25 protein-coding genes are annotated in these 23,894 nt (G+C 68.8%); 13 read left to right on the forward strand and 12 right to left on the reverse strand.

What is annotated here, in order from left to right:
- The first annotated feature begins 21 nt into the window (after positions 1–21).
- From SNE35_RS26850 to SNE35_RS26910, 13 genes are read left to right on the forward strand one after another with little or no spacing between them, the layout of a single operon-like run.
- Positions 22–924 carry a 3-hydroxyacyl-CoA dehydrogenase gene (locus SNE35_RS26850; protein ID WP_320426111.1) on the forward strand — a complete coding sequence of 301 codons (903 nt, stop codon included), beginning with the start codon at positions 22–24 and terminating at the stop codon, positions 922–924.
- Between the two features lie 8 nt (positions 925–932).
- Positions 933–2,099, forward strand: coding sequence for a thiolase family protein (locus tag SNE35_RS26855; protein WP_320426112.1), 1,167 nt, complete (start codon positions 933–935; stop codon positions 2,097–2,099).
- A 14-nt stretch (positions 2,100–2,113) separates the two neighbouring features.
- Entirely contained in the window at positions 2,114–2,644 is a 531-nt protein-coding gene (locus SNE35_RS26860; RefSeq protein WP_320426113.1) for a carboxymuconolactone decarboxylase family protein, read from the forward strand.
- A complete protein-coding gene (locus SNE35_RS26865) occupies positions 2,641–3,192 on the forward strand; it encodes a glutathione peroxidase (protein ID WP_320426114.1) in 552 nt (183 codons plus the stop codon). Before SNE35_RS26860 ends, SNE35_RS26865 begins: the two co-directional genes overlap by 4 nt.
- A gap of 4 nt (positions 3,193–3,196) precedes the next feature.
- Positions 3,197–5,359, forward strand: coding sequence for a CoA transferase (locus tag SNE35_RS26870; RefSeq protein WP_320426115.1), 2,163 nt, complete (start codon positions 3,197–3,199; stop codon positions 5,357–5,359).
- Positions 5,356–6,105 (forward strand): SDR family NAD(P)-dependent oxidoreductase, encoded by a 750-nt coding sequence (locus SNE35_RS26875; RefSeq protein WP_320426116.1) that lies wholly within the window; start codon positions 5,356–5,358, stop codon positions 6,103–6,105. The genes SNE35_RS26870 and SNE35_RS26875 overlap by 4 nt, the downstream gene beginning before the upstream one ends.
- A gap of 12 nt (positions 6,106–6,117) precedes the next feature.
- The gene (locus SNE35_RS26880) at positions 6,118–7,392 is read left to right on the forward strand and encodes an acyl-CoA dehydrogenase family protein (RefSeq protein WP_320426117.1); all 1,275 of its coding nucleotides are present in this window, start codon (positions 6,118–6,120) and stop codon (positions 7,390–7,392) included.
- A complete protein-coding gene (locus tag SNE35_RS26885; protein ID WP_320426118.1) occupies positions 7,389–8,450 on the forward strand; it encodes a phosphotransferase family protein in 1,062 nt (353 codons plus the stop codon). Before SNE35_RS26880 ends, SNE35_RS26885 begins: the two co-directional genes overlap by 4 nt.
- The gene (locus SNE35_RS26890; protein ID WP_320426119.1) at positions 8,447–9,193 is read left to right on the forward strand and encodes an SDR family NAD(P)-dependent oxidoreductase; all 747 of its coding nucleotides are present in this window, start codon (positions 8,447–8,449) and stop codon (positions 9,191–9,193) included. The genes SNE35_RS26885 and SNE35_RS26890 overlap by 4 nt, the downstream gene beginning before the upstream one ends.
- Positions 9,190–10,098, forward strand: a complete 909-nt coding sequence (locus SNE35_RS26895; RefSeq protein WP_320426120.1) for a DMT family transporter — start codon at positions 9,190–9,192, stop codon at positions 10,096–10,098. Before SNE35_RS26890 ends, SNE35_RS26895 begins: the two co-directional genes overlap by 4 nt.
- 1 nt (position 10,099) lies before the next feature.
- Positions 10,100–11,305, forward strand: coding sequence for an MFS transporter (locus tag SNE35_RS26900; protein WP_320426121.1), 1,206 nt, complete (start codon positions 10,100–10,102; stop codon positions 11,303–11,305).
- Positions 11,292–12,224, forward strand: coding sequence for an AraC family transcriptional regulator (locus SNE35_RS26905; protein ID WP_320426122.1), 933 nt, complete (start codon positions 11,292–11,294; stop codon positions 12,222–12,224). The genes SNE35_RS26900 and SNE35_RS26905 overlap by 14 nt, the downstream gene beginning before the upstream one ends.
- A gap of 28 nt (positions 12,225–12,252) precedes the next feature.
- Positions 12,253–12,984 (forward strand): SDR family oxidoreductase, encoded by a 732-nt coding sequence (locus tag SNE35_RS26910; protein WP_320426123.1) that lies wholly within the window; start codon positions 12,253–12,255, stop codon positions 12,982–12,984.
- On the opposite strand, the gene SNE35_RS26915 is transcribed toward SNE35_RS26910, so the two are convergent.
- The 12 genes from SNE35_RS26915 to SNE35_RS26970 all read right to left on the reverse strand — a co-directional run bounded on the left by SNE35_RS26915 (position 12,974) and on the right by SNE35_RS26970 (position 23,861).
- The gene (locus tag SNE35_RS26915; RefSeq protein WP_320426124.1) at positions 12,974–13,708 is read right to left on the reverse strand and encodes a CerR family C-terminal domain-containing protein; all 735 of its coding nucleotides are present in this window, start codon (positions 13,706–13,708) and stop codon (positions 12,974–12,976) included. The genes SNE35_RS26910 and SNE35_RS26915 overlap by 11 nt on opposite strands.
- A 47-nt stretch (positions 13,709–13,755) precedes the next feature.
- The gene (locus SNE35_RS26920) at positions 13,756–15,000 is read right to left on the reverse strand and encodes an MFS transporter (protein WP_320426125.1); all 1,245 of its coding nucleotides are present in this window, start codon (positions 14,998–15,000) and stop codon (positions 13,756–13,758) included.
- Positions 14,997–15,809 (reverse strand): SDR family NAD(P)-dependent oxidoreductase, encoded by an 813-nt coding sequence (locus SNE35_RS26925; RefSeq protein WP_320426126.1) that lies wholly within the window; start codon positions 15,807–15,809, stop codon positions 14,997–14,999. The genes SNE35_RS26920 and SNE35_RS26925 overlap by 4 nt, the downstream gene beginning before the upstream one ends.
- 2 nt (positions 15,810–15,811) lie before the next feature.
- The gene (locus tag SNE35_RS26930; RefSeq protein ID WP_320426127.1) at positions 15,812–16,846 is read right to left on the reverse strand and encodes a hypothetical protein; all 1,035 of its coding nucleotides are present in this window, start codon (positions 16,844–16,846) and stop codon (positions 15,812–15,814) included.
- A complete protein-coding gene (locus SNE35_RS26935; protein ID WP_320426128.1) occupies positions 16,843–17,274 on the reverse strand; it encodes a nuclear transport factor 2 family protein in 432 nt (143 codons plus the stop codon). Before SNE35_RS26935 ends, SNE35_RS26930 begins: the two co-directional genes overlap by 4 nt.
- A gap of 64 nt (positions 17,275–17,338) precedes the next feature.
- A complete protein-coding gene (locus SNE35_RS26940) occupies positions 17,339–17,932 on the reverse strand; it encodes a glutathione S-transferase family protein (protein ID WP_320426129.1) in 594 nt (197 codons plus the stop codon).
- Between the two features lie 17 nt (positions 17,933–17,949).
- A complete protein-coding gene (locus SNE35_RS26945) occupies positions 17,950–18,366 on the reverse strand; it encodes a Cif family virulence factor (protein ID WP_320426130.1) in 417 nt (138 codons plus the stop codon).
- 10 nt (positions 18,367–18,376) lie between these two features.
- Positions 18,377–19,363: a flavin reductase family protein gene (locus SNE35_RS26950; RefSeq protein WP_320426131.1), complete on the reverse strand. Its 987-nt coding sequence runs from the start codon at positions 19,361–19,363 to the stop codon at positions 18,377–18,379.
- Between the two features lie 4 nt (positions 19,364–19,367).
- Positions 19,368–19,721 carry a nuclear transport factor 2 family protein gene (locus SNE35_RS26955; RefSeq protein WP_320426132.1) on the reverse strand — a complete coding sequence of 118 codons (354 nt, stop codon included), beginning with the start codon at positions 19,719–19,721 and terminating at the stop codon, positions 19,368–19,370.
- 5 nt (positions 19,722–19,726) lie between these two features.
- Positions 19,727–21,022 (reverse strand): cytochrome P450, encoded by a 1,296-nt coding sequence (locus SNE35_RS26960; protein ID WP_320426133.1) that lies wholly within the window; start codon positions 21,020–21,022, stop codon positions 19,727–19,729.
- A gap of 2 nt (positions 21,023–21,024) precedes the next feature.
- Positions 21,025–22,281: an MFS transporter gene (locus SNE35_RS26965; protein ID WP_320426134.1), complete on the reverse strand. Its 1,257-nt coding sequence runs from the start codon at positions 22,279–22,281 to the stop codon at positions 21,025–21,027.
- A complete protein-coding gene (locus SNE35_RS26970) occupies positions 22,278–23,861 on the reverse strand; it encodes a phytoene desaturase family protein (protein ID WP_320426135.1) in 1,584 nt (527 codons plus the stop codon). Before SNE35_RS26970 ends, SNE35_RS26965 begins: the two co-directional genes overlap by 4 nt.
- Positions 23,862–23,894: the final 33 nt, after the last annotated feature.

The following is a 23,894-nucleotide window of genomic DNA, read 5'->3' on the forward strand; positions in this document are numbered from 1 at the left end:
ACAACGACAAAGGCCACGACCATGGCAGACCTAACAGACAAGATCATCGTCGTCGGCGCCGGGCTGATGGGCACCGGCATCGCCCACGCCTTCGCCAGCTCTGGATTCCCGACCGTGCTGGTCGACACCAACGGCGAGGCACTCAACAAGTCCCGCCAGCAGATCGAGAAGATCCTGGACGACGGCGTCAAGCTCGGCAAGGTGCAGCCCGAGGCGGCCGCAGCGGCCAAGGCGCGGCTGACGATCTCCACCGATCTGGTATCGGCGGCCGGCGGCGCCGTGCTGCTCTTGGAGACCGTCTCCGAGAGGCTGGACATCAAGAAGGCCGTGATCACCGCCGCCGCGCCCGTGCTGGCCGCCAACGCCGTCATCGCCACCAACACCTCGGCGCTGAGCGTCACCGAGATCGCTACCGCGGTGGCGGCCCCGGAGCGAGTCGTGGGCATGCACTTCTTCAACCCGGTTCACAAGATGAAGCTGGTGGAACTGGTGCGTGGCCTGGCCACCGACGACGAGACTGTCGCCCGGACCCGCGACTGGTCGGACGCCATCGGCAAGACCAGCATCGTCGTCAACGAATCGCCGGGGCTGACCACCAGCCGGATGTCCGCGCTGCTCGGCAACGAGGCGATGTGGATGCTGCAGGAAGGCACGGCCACCGCCGAGGACATCGACACCGCGCTGCGCCTGGGCTTCAACCATCCGATGGGCCCGCTGGAACTGGGCGACCTGACCGGCTGGGACACGCGCCTGTCGGTGCTGCGTTACCTGCATTCGACGTTGGGCGACAAGTTTCGCCCCTGCCCGCTGATCATCAAGATGGTGGCCGCAGGCCGTCTGGGCCGCAAGACCGGCCACGGCGTCTACAAGTACGAAGGCGGCCAGCGCGTGCCGGCCTCGGGCCTGAAGGCCAGCGCACTCTGAGGACACCCATGAGCGTTTACATCATCGATGCCGTCCGCACACCGGTCGGCAAGTTCCGCGGCAGCCTCGCCGGCGTGCGCGCGGACCATCTGGGCTCTCATGTCATCGCCGAACTGGTCAAGCGCGCCGGCGTGCCGGCCGATACGGTCGATGACGTGATCTTCGGCTGTGTCACGCAGATCGGCGAGCAGTCGGCCAATATCGCGCGCACGTCGCTGCTCGGCGCCGGCTGGCCCGAGACCATTCCCGGCCTCACGATCGACCGCAAATGCGGCTCCGGCGAGGCGGCCGTCCATGTGGCTGCGGGGCTGATACAGGCGGGTTCGGCCCGCATCGTCGTCGCTGGCGGCGCGGAGAACATGAGCCGCGTGCCCATGGGCAGCAATCGCGACCTGCACGGCGAGGCCTTTGGCTGGATGGCCAGCGACAAGTACGAGCTGACCGGCCAGGGCGAGGCCGCCGAGCGCATGATCGACAAATGGGAACTGAGCCGCAGCGAACTGGACGCCTATGCGGTGGAGAGCCATCGCCGCGCTGCCGCCGCCGCAGCGGCGGGCTGGTTCCAGAAGGAGATCACGCCGGTGCCGGTGATGGCGCTGCGCGAGAAGGCGCTGGAAGGCGAGGCCCCGGTGTTTGCCGCCGACGAGACGATCCGCCCCGGCACGGCCGCCGAGAAGCTGGCAACGCTGAAGACCAGTTTCCGCGCCGACGGCCGCATCACCGCCGGCAATGCCTCGCAGATCTCCGACGGCGCCGCTGCATTGCTGCTGGCCTCCGCCGAGGCAGCGGCTCGATTGAAGCTGAAGCCGCGGGCACGGGTGCGCGCCTTCGCGACTGTCGGCTCCGACCCCACGCTGATGCTGACCGGCCCGATCGCCGCCACTCGGCGGGTGCTGGCGCAGGCCGGCCTGAACATCGAGGACATCGACCTGTTCGAGGTCAACGAGGCATTCGCGCCGGTGCCGCTGGTCTGGATGCGTGAGCTGGGCGTGTCGCACGAGAAGCTGAACGTCAACGGCGGCGCGATCGCGCTGGGCCATCCGCTGGGCGCGAGTGGCGCGCGGATCATGGTCTCGATGCTGCACGAGATGGAGCGCCGCGGCGCCCGCTACGGCCTGCAGGCCATCTGTTGCGCCGGTGGCATGGGTACGGCGACGATCATCGAACGCCTCTGAGGTCGGAGCCCGCGATGCCGCGCCTGCCCCTCGTGTCGCTGAGCGAGTTCCCGCCGGGGCTGCGAGCAGTGACCGAGCGTGGACGCAGCAGCGGAATGCTGAGCACCACGGTGCCGGTTCAGGTCTGGGCGCACCGTCCCGAGGTGGCAACCGCCTGGCTGCAGGCGCTGGAGCAATTGCATGTCCACGGCCTGCTCGGCATGAGGCTGCGGGAACTGGTGAGGCTCAAGATCGCCTCGATCACCAACTGCGGGGCCTGCCGGCTGGCGCGCAAGAGCGACACGGTCTCCGAAGCCGACCTGGCTGAACTGGCTTGCCTCCCGCACGACAGCGAGCGCTTCAGTCCGCCCGAGCGCGCGGCGCTGCACTATGCGACTTTGTTCGCCGGCGACTACGCAGCCATCGATGACGCCTTCTATGGCGAGCTCGCACGCTGGTTCAGCGTGCCGGAGATCGTCGAGCTGAATATGTTCTGCGCGCTGATGCTGGCCGGCGGCCGCATGACCTACGTCCAACAGGCTTACGAGGAGGCAAGCACGACATGAGCGATACATCGCTGTACGACATCCCGCTGACCCGGATCGACGGCACGCCCACCACGCTGGCGGCCTATAAGGGTCAGGTCTTACTGGTCGTAAACGTCGCATCGAAATGCGGACTGACACCTCAGTACACCGGCCTGGAGGCCCTCTACCAGAAGCAGCGCGAGCGTGGTCTGCAGGTGCTGGGCTTTCCGTGCAACGACTTCGCCGGCCAGGAGCCCGGCGCCGAGGCCGAAATCCAGAGCTTCTGCGATACCAGCTACAACGTGCACTTCCCGCTGTTCGCCAAAGTGCAAATCAACAGCGAGCCGCGCCATCCCCTGTATCAAGTGCTGATCGCCGCGCAGCCGCAGGCCGAGAGTTTCGGCGACGACAAGCTGCACAAGACGCTGGCCCAGCATGGTCTGCTACCCAAACGCGAGACCGACGTGATGTGGAACTTCGAGAAGTTCCTTGTGGGCCGCGACGGTCGCGTGCTTGCGCGCTTCGCGCCGGACGTGGCGGCCGAGCATCCCGCGCTGCGGGCGGCCATCGAGCAGGCGCTGGGCTGAAGCTATGGGGGATGACGCCGTCCTCGCCGGCCTGTGCGTCATCGAAGTGGCCAGCGACGTGGCCGGCTGGAGTGCGGGCCTGCACCTGTGCGAGGCCGGTGCCGAGGTGCTGAGCATCGACCCATCGCGGTACCGTTCGCCGCGAGTAAGCGAGGCTCAGTTCGAGGTGCTCGGGCGCGGCAAGCGGCGCCTCGCGCTGGATCTCGACACGCAGCGTGGGCGTGTGCAATTGCAGGAGCTGCTGGCCTCCGCCGACGTGCTGATCCATGATCTGCCGCCCCGGGCCGCACATCGTGCCGGCTTGAGCGATGAGGTGCTGGCCGCCGCCTTTCCCGCGCTGATCGTCTCGGCCATCGGCGCCTGGCCGCAGTCGCATTCGTGGGCGGACATGCCCGTGCGCGAGACGCTGGTTCTGGCCGCGCTCGGCGTGCTGGACGAACAGCCCGGCCATCGGCCCGGCCCGATCTACATCCGCATGCCTTTCGCCAATTGGATCGCCGGTTGGCTCAGCGCGATCGCGGTGATGGCGCGGCTGCTCGCACGGGCGCGCGACGGCGGCCGTGGGGGCAGGGCGCACACCAGCCTGGCCCAGGCGGCGCTGGTGCCGATGACGATGCACTGGTCCCGGGCCGCGCGGCCGACGCCGGTGTTTGCCAAGGGCCTGGACAAGAGCACGCCGATCCCGTTGCACCGCTGCGCCGACGGCCGCTGGATCCACGTTCACTATTCGCCCGACAAGGCGCCCTGGATGGCCGAGGCGCTGGCAGCCATGGGTCCGGAAGCGGTCGTGGCGGCCAACGCGAAGTTCCCGCCCAGCCATGTGGCGCCGAACTTCGGCGCCAACCGCGCGATCATCGCCACCCGCAATGCCGACGACTGGGCGCGGCACTTCTGGGAGCACGACGTGGCGGCCCAGGTCGCCGTTTCCTTCGGCGAGATTTATGCGGACGAGCAGGCGCAGCTGAACGGCTATGTGGTCGAGCGCGGCGAACGCCGGCAGCCTGGCGCGCCCTATCACCTGGAGCGTGGGCCGGGACCGGCACAAGCGCAAGCGGGAACAGACCGCGCCGGCCAGTCGCCGCTGAGCGGCCTGAAGGTGCTGGACCTGGGAGCTTATCTGGCCGGCCCCTTCGCCTGCATGCTGCTGGCCGACCTGGGCGCTGAGGTGGTCAAGGTCGAGCCGCCAGCGGGCGACGCGATGCGCCGGCTGGAGCGCATCTTCGCCGGCACGCAGCGCGGCAAGCGGGGGTTGGCGCTGAAGCTTGGAGATCCGGCCTCCGCGGCGGCGCTCGAATCGCTGGTGAAGTGGGCCGACGTGGTTCACCACAACATCCGCATGCCCGCGGCCCGCAAGCTCGGTATCGCGCCGGAGCAATTGGCCGCACTGCATCCCGGCGTCATCTGCGGCCATATCAGTTCCTACGGCCCGCGCGGGCCGCGCGCCGACTGGCCGGGATTCGACCAATTGATGCAGGCCGCCTGCGGCTGGGAGGTCGAGAACGGCGGGGCAGGGCAGCCTCCGATGTGGCTGCGCTTCGGCGTGGGTGATCATCTGGCGGCACTGGCCTGCGTCTTCGCCGTGCTGCTGGCGCTGTATCAGCGCGAGCGCACCGGCGAGGGACAGGCCGTAGCCTCGTCGCTCCTCGGCGCGATGCTGATGACGGCCAGCGAGGTGGTCGCGCTGCCGGACGGCAGCCTGACGCCGATGGCGCAACTCGACGCCGGCCAGCACGGTCTGGGGATGGGCGACCGCCTCTATGTCTGCGCGGACGGCTGGCTGATGGTGGCGGCGTGGACGGCGGCGGAACTTGCCGCCTTCGAGATCGTGACGGGAGCCACCCCGGACGTCTTCTTTTCGCCCCGGCCGGTGAGCGAGGCGCTGGCCCTGCTGCGCGCGGCCGGCGTGCCCTGCGAGCCCGCCCGCGAGAACCAGCGCGAGGCCTTTCTCGATGACCCGCGCCATGCCGTTCTGCGAACGCGCTATGCGCATGCGGTCTATGGCGAACTGGAGCAGGTCGGCGCGCTGTGGGACTTCGGCGACCTGCCGCTCAATCTGGGTCTGCCGCCGCCAGCGCTGGGCCAGCACAGCCGCGTGCTGCTGCGCGAGCACGGCTTCACGGAGGCCGCCATCGAGCGCCTCGCCGAACAGGGAATCACCGTGACATGACGACGCCCGCCGGTCTTCTCGATTTTAACGGCCGCACGGTCCTCGTCGTCGGCGGCTCCAGCGGCATCGGCAATGGCATTGCCAACGCCTTCCTGGAGCGCGGCGCGCGGGTCCATGTCTGGGGCACGCGGCCGAACGCCGCCGCCTATGCCGACGCGCCGGATTCGCACCTGGCCGGCATCGGCTACAGCCAAGTGGACGTGTCCGACAGTCGCAATGTCGAGGCCGTCAGCCTGCCCTTCGAATCACTGGACGTGCTGGTCCAGTGCCAGGGCACGGTGCTCTACGAGCGCCAGGAATTCAAGACGCCTGGCTTCCGGCAGGTGCTGGACGTCAATCTCACCAGCCTGATGGCCTGCGCCGACCGCTGCTTTGCGGCGCTGCAGGCGGCGCGCGGCGCGATGATCGTCGTCAGTTCCGCGGCGGCCTTTCATTCGACGCGCGGCAACCCCGCCTACAACGCCTCCAAGACCGGCGCCTTCGGCCTCACCCGCACGCTGGGAGAGGCCTGGGCCGAGCACGGCATCCGGGTCAACGGCATCGCGCCGGGCCTGGTGGACACCAAGCTGACCCGCGTCACCACCTCGTCGCCCAAGCGCCTGGAGGGCGCGCTGCGTCGCATCCCGCTGGGGCGCCTGGGCACGCCCGAGGACATGGCCCACGTGGCGCTGTTCCTCGCCTCGCCGATGTCCAGCTACATGCTGGGCCAGACCCTGCTGGTCGACGGCGGGATGCTGCTCGCATAAGGCATTACTTCCATGGCATGGGACTTTGAAACCGACCCCAACTTCCAGCGGGAACTCGACTGGATCGACAGCTTCGTTCGCGAGGAGGTCGAGCCGCTGGACGCCGTGCTCGGCAGCCCCTGGGACATCGACGCGCCGAACTTCGAGACGCTGGTGCGGCCACTGCAGGCTCAGGTGCAGCAGCGCCGGCTGTGGGCCTGCCACCTCGGCCCGGAACTGGGCGGCCAGGGCTATGGCCAGGTCAAGCTCGCGCTGATGAACGAGATCCTCGGCCGCTCGGCCTTCGCGCCCATCGTGTTCGGCTGCCAGGCACCCGACTCGGGCAATAGCGAGATCCTGGCGCACTACGGCACGCCGGAGCAGAAGCGCCGCTGGCTGGAACCGCTGCTGGCCAACCGCATCGTCTCCTGCTTCGCAATGACCGAGCCGCAGGGCGGGGCGGACCCGTCCGTGCTGACGACGCGGGCGGTGCGCGACGGCGACGGCTGGCGGATCAGCGGCCATAAGTGGTTCGCCTCGAACGCCCGCTATGCCGCCTTCTTCATCGTGATGGCGGTGACCGACGAGATGGTCTCCGTCTACGAGGGCACGTCGATGTTCATCGTGCCGGCCGGCACGCCGGGCCTGCGCATCCTGCGCAACAGCGGCTGCGGGGACGAGCCCGAGGCCACCCATGCCTACCTGGAGTTCGACGATGTCCGCGTCGGCGCGGACAGCTTGCTGGGCACACCCGGCGAGGCCTTCGCCGTCGCGCAGGTGCGCCTGGGCGGCGGGCGCGTGCACCACGCGATGCGCACCATCGGCCAGGCGCAGAAGGCGCTGGACGCCCTGTGCGAACGCGCGCTCTCGCGCAACACCCAGGGCTCGCGCCTGGCGGACAAGCAGATGGTTCAGGAGAAGATCGCCGACTCCTGGATCGAACTCGAACAGTTCCGTCTGCTGGTGATGCGCACCGCCTGGCGCATCGACAGGTACCGGGACTACCGCCAGGTGCGCAAGGACATCGCCGCGGTCAAGGCCGCGATGCCCAAGGTGCTGCACGACATCGCCGCGCGGGCGCTGCACCTGCACGGCTCGATCGGCGTGTCCAGCGAGATGCCCTTCGCGGCGATGGTGAACCGCTCCTTCCAGATGGGCCTGGCCGACGGGCCGACCGAGGTGCACAAGATCACCGTCGCCAAGCAGGTGCTGCGCGGCTACCTCGCCTGCGAGGACACCTTCCCGGCCTACCACCGGCCGACCGTCGAGGCGCGGGCCCGCGCGAAGTTCGCCGGAAGGCTGGCATGAGCTGGCAGGCCGCAGTGGATCTCGATCGCCTGTCCGCGTGGATGGACGGCCAGGGCCTGGTCAAGGGCGACATCTCCGACGTCCGTCCGCTGACCGGCGGCACCCAGAACATCCTCTTGCGCTTCACCCGCGGCGGGCGAGGCTACGTGTTGCGCCGGCCGCCTGCAAGACCTGACCCCCGGGCCGACGCCACGATGGCCCGCGAGGCGCGTGTGCTGGCGGCGCTGGCCGGCAGCGCCGTGCCGCACTCGGCGCTGATCGCGGCCTGCGACGACCCGACGGTGCTCGGCGCGGCCTTCTACCTGATGGAGCCGGTCGTCGGCTTCAACCCCTCCGGTCAGCCGCTGCCGGCCCTGCATGCCGCCGAGCGGGACTGGCGACGCGCGATGGGGCTGTCCGCCGTGGATGCCTTGCTGCGCCTGGGCGAGGTGGACTACCGGGCCGCCGGCCTCGAAGGCTTCGGCAAGCCGCAGGGCTTCCTGGAACGGCAGGTCTCGCGCTGGCACGCTCAGTTGGATAGTTATGCCGGCCTGCCGGGCTGGCCCGGCGTGGCAGGGCTCCCCGGTGTGGAGGCGCTGGGCGCCTGGCTGGAGGCCCATCGGCCCGAGCCGAGCCCAGCGGGCCTGCTGCACGGCGACTTTCATCTGTCGAACCTGATGTTCCGCTTCGACGCGCCGGCGGTCGCCGCCATCGTCGACTGGGAGCTCGCCACCGTCGGTGATCCGCTGCTGGACCTCGGCTGGCTGATCGCCACCTGGCCCGACGCCAGCGGGCGCGGCGCAGGCACCATCCATATCGAACCCTGGGACGGCTTCCCGTCCGTCGCGGAGCTGATCGCCCACTACGGCGAGCGCAGCCGGCGCGACCTGTCGCGGCTGCCCTGGTACGTAGCCCTGGCGGGCTACAAGCTGGGCATCCTGCTCGAGGGCAGCTACGCGCGCACCTGTGCCGAGGGCACGGCCGAGGCGCGGCGGGAGCTCGGCCTGAAACACCACGCATCCGCCCGGCGCCTCATTCAGAAGGCGCTGGCTCATATCGACTCCGGAGCCATCGCATGAGTTCAGAACTGAAGGGCAAGCGCATCATCGTCACCGGCGCGGCCCGGGGCATCGGCGCCAGCGCCGCGCGGGCTTTCGTGGCGGCGGGCGCGCGAGTCGCGGCGCTCGACGTCAACGAATGCCCGGCGCTGGAGGGGGCCCGCTACTTCCGCTGTGATGTAGCCTCGCGTGCCGGGGTGAACGCGGCCTTTGCCGGCGCCGCCGACTGGCTCGGTGGCCTGGACGCGCTGGTCAACATCGCCGGCGTCGAGCGCGCCGCACCGGCCGAGGCCATCGCCGATGCGGACTGGGATCTGATGTTCGACGTGAACGCCCGCGGCACGCTGAACACCAACCAGGCGGCCTTCGAGTATCTGCGCGCCGCCGGCGGTGGCCGCATCCTCAACTTCGCCTCGGCCGCGGGCGTGCTCGGCATGCCGGGCTGCGCACACTACTCGGCCGCCAAGGCGGCGGTGCTGGGCTGGACGCGCACGGTGGCCAAGGAATGGGCGTGCCACAACATCACCGTCAACGCGCTCGCGCCCGGCATGTGGACGCCGATGTATGAGACCCACCGCCAGCGCATGAGCGCTGACGAACTCGCCGCCCACGACCGGATGATGGCGATGCTGATCCCGCTGGGCGGCAAGCTCGGCGACCCGGATCGCGACATGGCACCAGTGCTGGTGTTCCTGGCCGGCGACGGTGCCCGCTTCATCACCGGGCAGACGCTGGCCGTCGACGGCGGGTTGATGATTCCATGACACGGCTGACTCGTTCGCAGGCCATTCCGCTGGTGCTGCTCACGCTTGTCTGGGGCCTCAACTGGCCGGTGATGAAGAGCGCCGTCAACGCCTACCCGCCGATGAGCTTCCGCGCGCTGTCGATGCTGGCTGGCCTGCCGTGCTTGGCGCTGGCGCTGCGCTTCTTCAAGGTGCCGTTCCGCATCGCGCGGCAGGACTGGGCGGCCGTGGCCGTGCTGTCGCTGACGAACATGGTGGTCTGGCATGTCTGCCTGATGCTCGCGCTGCCGGGCCTGCCCTCGGGCCGGGCAGCGATCCTGGGCTACACGATGCCGGTGTTCTCGGCCCTGTGGGGGCTGGGACTCTATGGCGAGCGGGTGCGCGGGCGGCAGGCGCTGGGCATTCTGGCGGCCGGCGCGGGTGTGGTGCTGCTGCTGTGGCACGAGTTCGCGCGGATGAGCGGCGCGCCGGTGTCTGCGGCGGTGCTGCTGTTCGGCACCGCGATCTGGGCGCTGGGCACACAGCAGTTGCGCCGCACCCGGGTGCAGGCGCCGACGCTGGCGATCGCCTTCTGGATGACCGTCGTCACCACCGTCGTGGCCTGCGTTTGGAGCGCGGCCACCGAGTCGGCCCGCTGGGCGAGCCCTGACCCCCGGGTGCTCGGCGCCATCGCCTACAACGCCGCGCTGATCTTCGGCTTCTGCCAGCCGGCCTGGTTCAGCTTGGCGCGTTCGCTGCCGCCGGTGGCGTCCAGCGTCAGCATCTGCATGATCCCGGTGATCGGGCTGCTGTCTGGCGCGGCGCTGCTGGGCGAGACCCTGCATTGGCAGGATGGCGCGGCGATTGCGCTGATCATCGGGGCGATCGCGTTGGTCTTGTGGCCGGCCCGGCCGCCATCGGCCTCGACCCAATTGCAAGAGGCCTGACATGAGCGAACAGCACGCCCGCGTGACGCCAATCCCCACACAAGAGAGCCAGACCATGGCCCTGCTGGCCTTGGTGAGTTGCCAGGTCGGCCTGCATGCCTGCACGCAGGGGGCGCGCCTGGCCGCGCCGTTGCAGGCGTTGCAGCACGGGCAGGGCGCGTTCAGCGTCGGCGTGCTGCTCGCCTTCTTCGCGCTGGTGCCGGCCGTGTTCGCGATTCCCGCGGGGCGCATGGCCGACCGATTCGGCTTTCACCGGCCGGTGCGCGTGGCAGCCATGCTCTCGCTGCTGGGCGCGCTGTGCGGCGCGCTGAGCGGCCATGTGCTGGCGCTATGCGCCACGGCCGCGCTGTGCGGTGCGGGCTCGGGCTTCGGCATGATCGCCGTGCAGCGCACCGCCAGTCGCATGGCGCGCAGCGCCGCCGAGCGGATCAGCATCTTCTCCCGCGTGGCGCTGGCGCCCTCGGTGGCCAATCTGGTCGGGCCGATGCTGGCAGGGGTGCTGATCGACCACTACGGGTTTCGGGCCGCCTTCTCGGCGCTGGCCCTGCTGCCGGCCGCTACCTTGCTGATCGCCGGCGGTGTGCCGCGGGAGTTGATTGCCCGCGCCGCCCCTGCAGCGACGGCGCTGCCGCCGGCCTGGCAGATGCTTCGCTCGCCGGGCTTCCGGCGCCTGTTGTTCATCAATTGGCTGGTGTCGACGAGCTGGGATGTGTTCGGCTTCGCGCTGCCCATCCTGGGCCATGCGCGGGGCTTCAGCGCGGCGTCGATCGGCAGCGTGCTGGCGGCCTACGCGGTGGCGTCGATGGCGGTTCGCCTGCTGATTCCGTTGGTGGCCGAGCGGCTGTCGCGCCAGCTGATGATGGTGGGCGCGCTGGGCCTGGCGGGTGTCGTGCTACTGGTGTTCCCGTTCCTGGGCCTGGTCTGGGCGATGGGCCTGGGCGCGGCCGTGCTGGGCCTGGCGCTGGGCGCCATCCAGCCGGCGATCCTGGCCAGCGTGCACGAGGTGGCGCCGCCCGGCCGCCAGGGTGAGGCGCTGGCGTTGCGGGCGATGAGCGTGCATCTGTCGATGGCCACGATGCCGCTGGTCTTCGGGGCGGCTGGCGCCGCTCTCGGCGCCAGCACGCTGCTGGGCCTGATGGCCGGCGCGCTGGTGCTGGGCACCTGGCAGGCGAGCAGGAAGGGAAGCGAGAGCCATGCAGACCACTGAACTGAAGTCGCTGATGCAGAGCCTGGTGCCGCACAAGGTCTTTGGCGGCCGGCGCCAGGAGGCGCACTACGAGGTGGCGGTGCAGGACATACGCTGGGCCACACCCGGCGAGATCCGGCTCCTCTCCGGCCGGCACTGCCTGATCGAACTGGGCGAGCCGCCGTCGCCGCTGGCAGTGGGCCGGGCGCACTATGTGATCCAGGCCGAGGACGAGCGCAAACGCGCTGCCGGCCTGCTCAACGTGATGCCGCCGGACTCTTCCCGCGTCGTCAGCTGGAACGCGGGTGAGCACCACGCGGTGGTCTGCGTGATCGAAGCTGAGCATTTCGGCCTGCTGGGCGGTATCGACTGCCGCTGGAACGAGGTTGACCCCGGCCTGACGGTCGACATCCGCAACCCGCGCCTGCAGACATGCATGCAGTGGCTCGCCGAGGAGATCGCCCGGCCGGCCTTCGGCTCGGCGCTGCAGGTACAGAACATCCTGACCATGCTGGTGCTGGAACTGCATCGCCACTTCGCGCAGGGGAGCGGGCCTTGCGAGCCCGCGCCAGCCGGGCGGCTCAGCGCGGCCCAGCTGGCGCGGCTGCGCGACCTGATGGAAAGCTGCGGCGACCCGGAATCGTTGACGCTGGCCGCGCTGGCGCAGGCCTGCGGCCTGCCGGCCCGTTCGCTGTCGTCGATGTTCAAGGAGAGCACGGGCCAGACGCTGCGCAGCTATGTGGCGGCCAGCCATATCGAGCGCGCCAAGTTGCTGCTCTCCGATGGCGGGCTGCTGATCAAGCAGGTGGCTTACCGCAGCGGATTCCGCAATGCGGCGGCCTTCGGCGATGCCTTCCGCAAGGCGACTGGGCTGACGCCGGTGCAGTACCGTCAGCAACTCGGCCTCGCCGGCGACACGCCGGTCCGCACCGATCACTGATAACACCCTGAGACGATAAGGAACCTCCATGAGACTCGATGGCAGGAAGGCACTGGTGACCGCAGCCGGGCAGGGCATCGGAAGGGCCGCGACCCTGGCGATGGCGGCCGAGGGCGCGCAGGTCTGTGCCACGGACATCAATGCAGAATTGCTGGCCGGCTACGCGGGCGTCGCCAACGTCAGCACCGCCGTGCTCGACGTGCTGGACAAGGCGGCCATCCAGGCGTTGGCCGAGACTTTGCCGGCGCTGGACGTGATCTTCAACTGCGCCGGCGTCGTGCACGGGGGCACGGCCCTCCAGGCCACCGACCGGGATTGGGATTTCGCGTTTGACCTCAACGTCCGTTCGCAGTTCTGGGTCGCGCAGGCATTCCTGCCCGGCATGATCGCCAAGGGCGGTGGCAGCATCGTCAACATGAGCAGCGTGTGCGGGGTCAAGGGCCTGCCCAACCGCTTCATCTACGGGGCCTCGAAGGCCGCGGTCATCGGCCTGAGCAAGAGCATCGCGGCGGATTTCGTCAAGCAGGGCGTCCGCTGCAATGCGATCTGCCCGGGCACCGTCGATACGCCGTCGCTGCAGGGCCGTATCGACAGCGCCGCCGATCCGGTCGCCGCGCGCAATGATTTCGTCGCTCGCCAGCCGATGGGCCGTCTGGCGCAGGCGCACGAGATCGCGCCACTGGTGGTTTTTCTGGCAAGCGACGACTCGATGTTCATCACCGGACAGGCCTACAACGTGGACGGCGGCATCACGATCTGAGCGCGACCCAACTGTCCATCAGCAGCCGGCTCTGCGACCGGGCAGCTTGCTTGATGGCCGCCAATTGCGCGGGTCCGAGGTCCTGCCAGCCGAGCTTGGACAGCAGCGAGCGCTTGCCGATCGAGAACACCATCACCTGCCCGCAAAGCATCATCACGCGCATGCGCAGCAGTGGGTCTTCCGGCGTGCCGCCGCAATAGCGGGCGACCAGCAGCGCCGACACCTCACCCATGCGCGGGCGCAGGCCCTGGTCGAAAAGCTCCAGCAGGGCGTCCGGTCCGTGGCCGACCTGCTCGTGCGTGATGAAGAGCCGGCGATGTGCCGCATCGTCGGGCAGCAGCAGGAAATCGGCCAGCGCGTCGAGCAGGGTGCCGAAGGCTTCGAAGATCCTCTCGCGCGAGGCGACGGCGTCGTCCAGCACCGCTTGCGCCCTGCTCACCGCAGGTTCGAAATGCGCGGCCGAGCTGTCGGCGATGTACTGGGCGCAGGCGCGGTAGACGCCTTCCTTGCTGTCGAAATAGTACTGCAGCGCGGGGGCGTTGACGCCGGCCATCTCGGCGATCGCGCGGGTGGTCGTGCCCTCGAAGCCGCGCTCGCCGAAAAGGCGCAGCGCGACCTGGATGATGCGGCGACGTGTCTCCTCGCCGCGGGCGTAGCCGGAGTCGGCGCGGTGGCGTGGCGCGCCCTCGCGGTGGGGGCTCGTCTTCGCAAGCTCAGGGGGCATTGTGATGTCGGGCTTTAAGCGTTGGACAGCAGGCCGATCATTCTCGTTCACGCCAGCTGCAGACTCCCCACTCGCGGCATCCGCCCCAGCGTCAGCAGCAGTACCGGCCCGATCACGCAGCAGGCGGTGCTGTACGCCAGCAGGGGGCCGTAGTCGCCGCTGGCCTTGTACATCGCCGCATACATCAGCGGCGCGAGCATGCTGCCGGCGGTGATCAGTCCCAGGTGGATGCCGAACAGGCGGCCATAGTGCTCCAGCCCGAAATAGCGCGAGACCAGGTAGGCGGACATGTCGAACTCCGCACCGGTGCCGACGCCGACCAGGCACACCGCCAGCACCAGCAGCCACGAGGGCGATCCGGCGCCCGCGCTCCACAGCATCAGGCAGCCGACGGCAGGCATAGCCAGCGCCACGGCCGCGACCCCCGGCGCCCAGACGCGGTCGATCAGCCAGCCGGCGATGACCCGTCCGGCGATCAGCGCGATGCCGAAGCTGGCGAAGACGCTGCCGGCCTCGGTGGCGCTGAGCCCGATGTCGCGCAGCAGCGGCACCGTATTGGTCACCATGCCGACGATGGCCGAGACGACCAGCGTCAGCGCGACGTTGAGCGTCCAAAAGCGGCGCGAGCGGACGGCGGAGCGGAAGTCCGAGGGCCCGGCCGCCATGGGTTGCCCGGCAACGGCTACCTTCTGCGGCATCGCGCCGGCCTCCGGGGTCGCCCTGCACCACAGCAGTGCCAGCGGCCAGGTCAGCACCAGCGGCAGGCCGCCCAGGACGAGGAAGGCCGCGCGCCAGTCCCAGCGCTCAATGGCCCAGCCCAGCAGCGGCGGCAGGATGGCGGCCGACAGGCCTGAGCCGCAGAGCACCAGCGCCAGCGCCAGCCCGCGACGGCGGTCGAACCATTGGCTGATCAACTGCGTCCAGGTCACGAAGGTGATGCCGGTGCCGGCGATCGGAGCCAGGAAGTAGAACAGGTAGAGCCAGCCGATCGCGTTCGGGATCAGCGTGATCGCGAACAACGCCAGCGCCAGCGCGACCAGCGAGAACAAGGCCATGCGCCGCAGCCCCCAGCGCAGGTTCGCCCAGCCTGCCAACTGGCTGGCCACGACCACGCCGCCGGACATGAAACTGATCGCGATCTGCAGGTCGGGCCGGCTCCAGCCGAAGGCCTTCTGCAGAGGCAGCACCAGCGTGCCGAGGCTGTAGAGCATCGTCACGCTGGCCGTGGTGGCGGCGCCGGCCAGGGCCAGCAGCAGGATGCGCCAGCCGCGCGCGAATTCGTTGTTGTTCATCGCTGCGCCGCCAGGTCGACCAGGTCGGCCATCGCCGGGTTGTGGGCCAGCATGCCGCCGTCGGCGATGTAGGTCTGGCCATTGATGTAGCGCGCCTCGTCGGAGGCGAGGAAGCAGACCAGCGCGGCCAGGTCGTCCGGCTCGCCGATCTCCGGTGTCAGCAGATGCCGCTGCATGACCTGGATGACATCCGGCACCGCGGCGCGCGCGCCGGGTGACATGACCAGGCCCGGCGCCACCGCATTGCAGCGGATGCCCTGCTTGCCGTGGTGCGTGGCGATCTGGCGGGTCAGGCCGATGATGGCCGCCTTGGACACCGTGTAGGCCATGCGCGTGATGTCGCCGGAGAAGGCGCCGGTGGAGGCGGTGTTGACGATGGCGCCCGAGCCCTGCTTGATCATGGTCGGCAGCGCGTACTTGCAGCCGGCCAGGTAGCCGCGCACATTGGCCGCGAAGATCAGGTCCCAGGTGTCGAAGCCGATGTCGATGGCGTTCGTGTCCTTCGCGTGCAGCGCCGGCGAGGTGAGGGCGGCGTTGTTGTGCAGCACGTCCAGGCGTCCGAAGCGCTCGATGGTGCCCAGCACGAGGCTTTCGATCGAGCTGACGTCTGCGGCGTCGAATCGCACGGCACTGGCGACGCTGCCGAGTTCGGCGGCCACCGAGGCCGCCCGTTCGGCATTGATGTCGGCGATGACTACCGTCGCGCCATCGGCGGTCAGACGCCGGCAGGTCGCCTCGCCGATGCCAGAGGCACCGCCAGTGACGATCGCCACCTTGCCGTCGAAGCGGCCCGGATGCGCACTCGTCATCTTCATTCTTCCGTGCCGAGCACGTTGCGGGCGGTGCCGTTGCGGCGGTCGCCTTCGCCCCAGGCGAACCAGCGGTCGGGCACGCGGGTGTCGCCGACGCGCTGCCAGCGGCCTTCCTGCTGGGCCGTCGGCACATGGCCACCAAGGAAGTCGACCATGCGGCCCTTGGCGTCCGGGATGAACTCCCACTGGTCCTTGCCCTCGACGGTCAGCAGCACCTTGTCGATGAAGGGGTCGCCGTCCTTGCGGATGACGGTGGCCTCGACGTCGGTGGTGGTCCGCACCTCGCCCTTCTCATTGCAGAGGAAGGCGAAGCCCAGGTTCTCGTGGCCGACCAGGAAGGTGCCGGCATCGATCGTGCCGTCGGTGTAGACGGTGGCGAAGGCGCACCAGATCACATGCTTCTTGTTGTTGACGATCAGGCACTTCTTTGCGTGCACCTGGCCGCCCTCGGCCATGTAGGACTGCTCGACAGCCACGATGCCCTTGACCGCGCGACCCTCGACCGTGCCGGCCACGTCATAGAGCTGTGAGATGTAGAAGGTGCCCCAGTCCACGCCAGGTAGCAGCCATTGCATGCCGGGGCCGATGTTGCGCCCCTTCAGGTCCATCAGGCCCTCCTCCAGCCACTGGATGTGCTCGCCGGAGGCGTCCAGCTTCCAGGGCGTGCCGGCTTCGTCCGGCAGGCTGGTCCAGCGGGCGGTGTCGCCTTCGACCAGCGTGCGGGTGGGCATCAGCGTCTGTGCGGTGGCCTGCATCTTCGGCTTGTCCATGCGTAGCGTCTGGCCGTCCACGCGGGTACTCTGGTAGATGAAGCGGGTGTTGTTGGGCGTGCCGGTCGGCGAGTTGACGGCGCGCACCATCGTGTACATGTGGCCCTCGTCGTCGCGCACGGTGCCGAAGGGCATGGTCTTGCTCAGGTGCAGGCCGAAGAAACCGCGCAAGTCGTGCATGGCCGCGCCGCTGCTGCGGTGCGGAGCGACGAGCATCTGGAAGGCGAAGTCGCCGCGTTCGGGCAGGCGGGGGAAGGTCTTCATGATGGGGTCAGTGCTTTCAGGGAGTTGAGCAGCGCGTCGGAGCTCATGCCGTGCTTCTGGGCAACGCATGCGAGGTCGAGGAATTCGCGCCAGGACTGGATCTGGCCGCGGTCGTTGAGTTCGAAGACGGCCACCAGCGGGATGTCGACCCAGTGGCCGTTGCGCAGCGAGGAGTCCACGCGCTCGGTGAACACCGTGTTGCCGCTGGCCGCCACGGCCTTCATCTGATGCCTCTGGTCGGCCACCCGCTCCTTCATGCCCAGCAGCGCGGCCTTGATGGCGGCGCGGCCGCGGATCGGCTCGACCGTGGGCGTCACGATCTGGTAGCTAGCGTCCTCGGCCAGCGAGGCCAGTGCGGCGTCGAAGTCCTGGGGCCAGGACGTGCTGAAGGCGCTGATGAACTGGCGGACCGTGGTTTCGGGGTTCATGGGAGGACCGGTGGCTGTCGATTCAGCATCATGGCGAGATCGCCTGGGGGTCGGGGCGGGCTTGCTATCGGTGAGTTGCGGGCTGCCATCGCTGAGTTGCGCGCCTGCGGGCTGGTCGGTCGGCGCGTGCGAGGTAGGCGTCGACCACCGCGCTATCGCCCAGCAGCGGGCGGGCGTGCTCGAACAGGCTCATGTAGAGGATGTCCACCGCCGTGAAGCGGGCACCGAGGATGTAGGGCCCGACCTGCAAGATGGCTTCGATGTGCTTCATCATCTCGCCGTCCAGGTGGCGCATCGGCGCGTCCTGCGCGAGCAGCTTTTTGCCCTTCATGTAGACCAGCGGCTCGGTCAGGCCCACTTGGTAGAACAGCCAGGTCAGGTAGCGGCCGCGTAGCGGATCATCGGGCTGCACGCCGACCGGCGAGTGCGGGAACAGGTCGGTCAGGTAGAGCGAGATCGCGCCGGTTTCGGTCACGACATGGCCGTCGTGCGAGAGGGCCGGCGTGTAGCCGTGCGGGTGCGGATTGCGCGGGTCGGCGTTGCTCCCGTCGGCTTTGGGATAGCTGACGACTTCGACGGCGTAGTCAGCCTCCAGTTCTTCGAGCAGCCAAAGGATGCGCGAGGAGAAGGAGCCAGGCGAGTGGTAGAGCGTCAGCATCTTCGCCGCCCCGTTCTTCAGTTCGCGGCAAAGCCGCGGAACTGCTTCAGCTCGACCGCCTGCGACGGCGGCTTCAGGAAGTAGACGACCGACAGGCGACCCGGCTCGAAGCGATAGGTCTCGATGCTCTCGATCACCGCATCGCTGCCCTTGATGCAGTTGCGGTGGTGCACGGCGACCTCGTTGCCGTTGATGATGGTCTCGACCACTTCGAGCCGGAAGCTCGCGTTGTGCTTGTCCCACATCTCCTCGATGATGAACCAGCCGGTGTTGGGGTCGCTGCGGCCGGCGTAGCCGATGTCGAGCCGCTCGGGTGCCATCTCACGGTAGTGGGCCATGAAGCCGTCGCGGTCCCCGCTGTTCCAGCAGGCCACCTGGCCCTTCATGAAACGTTCGATGGCTGTTTTCTCTACCGTTGTCGATCTTGTTGTCATGCCTGTCCTTTTATGCGGGCCACAGGTCGGCGAGGCCGGGGTTGGTCGAGGTGATGAACTTGCGCAGCAGGGCCTTCAGCAGCAGGCCGTCGTCGCCGCCCATGCGGGCGAGCAGGTCCGACTCGCGCGACTTGGCGGCGGCCAGCAGGAGGACGGAGCGTGTGCGGCCCGAGTCGCTCAGGCGGTACAGCGGCGGCCCGCCGGCCGAGCCGGCGATGGCGACCCAGCCCTGGGCGAGCAGCGTGTAGAGGAGGGGCTCGCAGGAAGCGTCGAGCACGTAGGAGAGCGCGGCATCGAGGCTGGCGGCGGTGACGCCGTCCTGCACCGTCAGCGCCGCGATGACGATCCATTCCGCTTCGCTCAGGCCCTCTGCCCGCACCAGCTCGCGCAGGCCGGCGTGGCTCTGGTAATGCGCGCGGCCGAGCAGGTAGCCGAGCATGTCGTCGTTGAGCCCTCCCGCGACCCGGGCGCTGCGCGTCTGCGGCAGCGAGCGGTCGTGTTCGGTGGCCCTGGCGTAGCGGCCGGCATGGAAGACCAGCGGCGAACGGGCGCTGCGCTCGAAGGCGATGACCTCGCCCACGATGATGACGTGGTCGCCGCCCTCGTAGCGGAAGCTCGTGCGGCATTCGAAGCGGGCGGCGCAGCTTTGCAGCAGCGGTACTCCTGAACTCTCCGCGGACACGACGTGAAGCCCGGCGAACTTGTCCTCGCCCGCTCGGGCGAACACGTCCGACAGCGCCTGCTGCTCGGCCGCCAGCACATGCACCGCCCAGTGCTCGGTGTCCATGAACACCGGCAGGCTGCGCGAGCTCTTGGCCAGGCTCCAGAGCACCATCGGCGGATCAAGCGAGACCGAGTTGAAGCTGTTCGCGGTGAGACCCACCGGCGTCCCGTCGCCCGAGCGCGCGGTGATGACCGTCACGCCGGTGGCGAAGGAGCCCAGCGCGGCGCGAAAGGCCTTCGGGTCGTGGTTCCCACTCCGCAGCACCGCGTCCATCCGCTCAGCCCTGGTTGATGAAGTAGCGGACGGCCAGGCGGCCCGGCGTCCTGAAGTCGTACAGCTCGATCGTCTCGATGGCGATCGCCGTGCCGCGCACCTTGTTGCGGTTGTGGCAGGCCGCCTCGAGGCCGTTGACGACCAGCAGCACCTCCTCGATCTCGATCTTGGCGCTCTGCTGGGCCCACATGCCTTCGAGCACCGGCCAGCCATCGCCGGCCGGCCCGCGGCCGACATACTCGATCTGCAGGCCGTCAGGCGCCGCCTGTCGATAGGCGCCGAGGAAGCCGTCCTTGTCGTCCGCATTCCAGGCCTGCACCTGGGCATGGAGAAAGGCCTGGATGGTGGATGCGTCCATGGCGTTCAGTCCCAGATGACGTGGATGTTCTTGGCGCCGCGCAGCATGGCGCCCTCGATGACCGGCGGGGCCTGGGTCGGATCGACGCGCAGGTTTGGCAGCAGGTCCAGCACCGCATTGACCGCGCAGACGATCTCCACCTTGGCGACGAACTGGCCGATGCACATGTGCGCGCCGAAGCCGAAGCCGAAGGAGGGCTTCTGGCGGCGATCGACGTCGAACACATCGGGGTTCTCGAACACCGTCTCGTCCCGGTTGGCCGAGGCCACCATGCACTGGACGAAGCTGCCCTTCTCGATCTTCACGCCGCCGATTTCCATGTCCTTTGCGGCCTCGCGGACCTTGAAGGTGGACACCGGCTCGAAACGGACCGTCTCGTCGATGATCTTGTTGAGCAGCGAGCGATCGGCCATCAGGCGGGCCATCAACTCCGGCTTGGTCAGCAGCATCGTCATCACGGCGCTGAAGGTGCGGGTGGTCGTCTCGGTGGCGGCGGGCAGCAACGAGCGGACGAAGGTCGTGACCTCGTGATCGTCGAGTCTGCGGCCCTCATATTCGGCGCGGATCAGGCGGCTGATCAGGTCGTCGCCGGTGGCGCCCTCGGCGCGGCGCTGCTGCACGACGCCCTTGATCGAGTCATACAGGCCCTTCAGCGCGATGCCGGCCTGACGGCGGGCCTCGTCGATCTTGGTCGGGTCGATGATGTTGGCGCCCAGGATCGCCAGGCCCCAGGTGGCGTACTGTCGGTAGGTCTCCTTGTCTTCCGGGAAACCCATCACGGCATAGATCGCGCGGATCGGGAAGTTGAGGCCGAAGCCCGCCAGGTCGGCCTTCTTGTTCGCCACCAGCGGTGCGATGAACTCCTCGCGCATGATTCGGTCCAGCGCCGGCTTCCATTTGTTGACCGTTTCCGGCATGAAGGCCGGTTGCAGCATCGCTCGCACATTGCGGTGCTGCTGGCCGTCCATGGCCAGGATGATCAGGCCGTCGAACACGGCGCCCAGGCCTTCGGCGATGAAGCCGTTGGTGTAGTTGGTCGGATCCTTCAGTACGTTCAGCACGTCCTGGTACTTGAAGACGGCCACCGTCTTGCGGGTCTTCATCTTCATGCCGGCATTGGTCGGCACGCCGAACTTGCCGATGAAGTCGCCCTCCCAGACCGGCGAGTTCTGGCGCATCTCGCGGCACAGCGCGTAGATGTCGGCACCGGTGCCCTGGTAGGCCTCTGAGACCGACGAGTACACACTCTCCAGCTTCTGTTCGTTCGATTGCTGTGTTGCGGCTTCGGTGTGGCTTGTCATGGTCATGTCTCCGTCTTGGAAAGGTCGGGGTAACGCCCCAGGGTGAGCAACAGTGCGGGGCCGAGGACGCATGCGCCGCCGCAGAGCATGAATAGGGGGTGGTAGCCGCTGGCCTTCAGCAGCGCGCCGAAGGCGAAGGGCGAAACGGCCGAGCCGATAGTGACCAGGCCCAGGTGCATGCCGAACAGGCGGCCGTAGTCGCGAAGCCCGAAGTAGCGCGAGACGAGGTAGGCCGCGATGTCGAACTCGGCGCCGGCGCCCACGCCGCACAGTGCGACTGCGGCGATCAGCAGGGCCAGCGGGGTCTGCGCATCGGCGCTGAGCAGCAGCGCGCAGCCGAGGGCCGGCATCGCGAGCACGACCGCCGCGACGCCCGGCGCCCAGAAGCGGTCGATCAGCGCGCCCACGAAGATGCGCCCCGCGATCAGCGCCACGCCGAAGCTGCTGAAGATGCCGGCCGCGGTGGCGGCGCGGAAGCCCAGGCCGCGCAGCATGGGCACGGTGTTGGCGGTCAGCCCGTAAAGTGCGGAGACCACCAGCGCCAGCGCGATATTGCAGGTCCAGAAGCTGCGGCTTCGCACGGCCTGCCGCCATGGGATGCCGTCGACCTTGGCCGTTAGGGTCTTGTGCGTAGACACGCCCTGCGCGGGCAGGCTGCGCCAGGCCGTGCTCAGCCAGAACAGCAGCACCAGGCCGCCGAGGCTCAGGTATCCAGCCTGCCAGCCCCAGCGCGCGACGGCTGCGCTCAGCAGCGGGGGCAGCGCGGCCGCGGCCAGGCCGGTGCCGCACAGCACCAGCGACAGGGCGAGTCCGCGATGGCGCTCGAAGCGCAGGTTGACGATGTGGGTCCAGGTCACCGGGGTGGTGCCGATGCCGATGAAGGGCAGCAGGAAGTAGCCGAGGTAGAGCCAGCCGATGGCGCTCGAGGCCTGCGTCAACGAGGCGAAGGCCAGCACCAGCGCGAGCATGGAGACGCCGGTCACCGCGCGCATGCCGTAGCGCCCATTGAGCCAGCCGACGAAGTTGACTGAGACCGCCCCGCCTGCCGCGAGGAAACTGACCAGCAGCTGCAGGTCCGCCTTGCTCCAGCCCAGCGCGTCGCTCAAGGGCACGATCAGCGTGCCCAGGCTGTAGATCAGCAGCGCGCTGACGCTGGTAGCCACGCCTGCCAGGGCCAGCAGCAGCGTCGGCCAGCCGGTGCGGAACTCGCTAACTCCGAGATTCGGCGCAACCGCTGCGCTGATGGTGTGTGTGGTCATTTGCCGAGGAAGCGCTTCACGCGCGCCGCTGCGATGCGGCCAGGCAGGCCGTTGATGCCGCCGCCCGGGTGGATGCCGGCGCCGCCGAAGAACAGGCCCGCCACCGGCAGCGTCTCGCCGCCCAGGCCGAAGGCCGGTCGCATGCCGCCGGAGCGAGTCGTGCCAGTGTCGATGTGGACGACGCAGCCGTTGTGCACGTTCAGCCGCTTGGCCAGGTCCGGCGAGGCCTCGACCCGGCGACCGATCTCCTGGTCCTTCAGCCCGTCCATGTACTCGCTGGCCTGGTCGATCACTTGCTGGCCCACGCGGCTGCGGATCGCGTCCCAACCTTCGGCGGGCTTGACCGGCATCGCCACCGGATAGAGGTAGGCGATGTCCTGACCCGCCGGCGCCTGTGACGGGTCGACCGCGCTCGGCAGCGTGTTCCACATATAGGGCAGGGTGGGCACCTCGCCGCGCGCCGCGGCGCGGAAGTTCTCGAGCACCGCTTCGGTCGTGCCGATCAGCAGCACGCACTTGCGCAAGTCCAGCCCGTCGCTGCGCATCGCCTGGTGGCGCTTGACGCTGACCTGGCCGCGCAGCGCCACGTCCACCTTCAGCGGTGCGCCGCCATGGGCATTGGCCGGGGCGAGCGCCACGCGCACCATCGCACGCCGGTCCAGGGCGCCGGGGGTGACGATGTCGAAGGCGTTCTTCGGATGGATGCTGGCCACCACGGCCTTGGCGTTCAACACGCGGCCGTCCTTCAGCCGCACGCCGGTGGCCTTGCCGCCCTGGGCGATGATCTCGGCCGCGGGCGCGTTGAGCAGGATCGTCCCGCCTAGCTCTTCCAGCCGTGCGGCCAGGGCATTGCTCAGTTGCTGCATGCCGCCCACCACGCGGCCTACCCCGGTGCGCAGCAGGAAGCCCAGCAGCGCGAAGTAGACGCCGGTGCCTTCGTTGGTGATCGGGCCCGCGGCGCCGAGCAGGCAGCACAGCGCCGACTGGGTGATCGGGTGCTCGAAGCGCTCCATGATCACCTGGTAGGCCGGGCTGCCGAGCATGCCCATGATCTCGGGTTTCAGGTGCTTGTTGCGCAGCAGCGCCTTCAGCGCCTGGAACTTCGCGCCCCAGTTCTTCAGCGCCGGGTCCACGCGCATCATCGGGATCGCCATGTCGATGAAGGCGTTGACGATCTTCATGAACGCGATGAACTCGGCGGCGTCCGGCTCCGAGAAGCGGCGGATCTCGGCTGCGGTCTTGTCTACGTCGCGCCAGAAGGCCAGCGACTGGCCGTCAGGGTGCAGGTAGACGTAGCCCGGCGTCATCTCCACGTGCTTGAAGCCGTGGCGCGCCAGGTCCAGTTCCTCCGGCATCATCGGATGGACCCGCAGCGACATCAGGTCCAACGCGCAGGGGTGCACCAGGTGCTGCGGCGCCTCGGGGATCAGGTAGCCCGATGAACACATGCCGCCGACCTTCTCCAGCGCCTCGGTCACTACCACCTTTTTGCCGGCCATCGCCAGGTAGCAGGCGCAGGCCAGGCCGTTGTGGCCGCCGCCGACGACGACCACGTCGTATGTTGATGTTGTCTCGCTCATGGAATCCTTGTGCTTCTTCTCGAATGGAGTCTT

Source organism: Roseateles agri (genome assembly GCF_034043675.1).
Taxonomy (GTDB): Bacteria; Pseudomonadota; Gammaproteobacteria; order Burkholderiales; family Burkholderiaceae_C; genus KK5.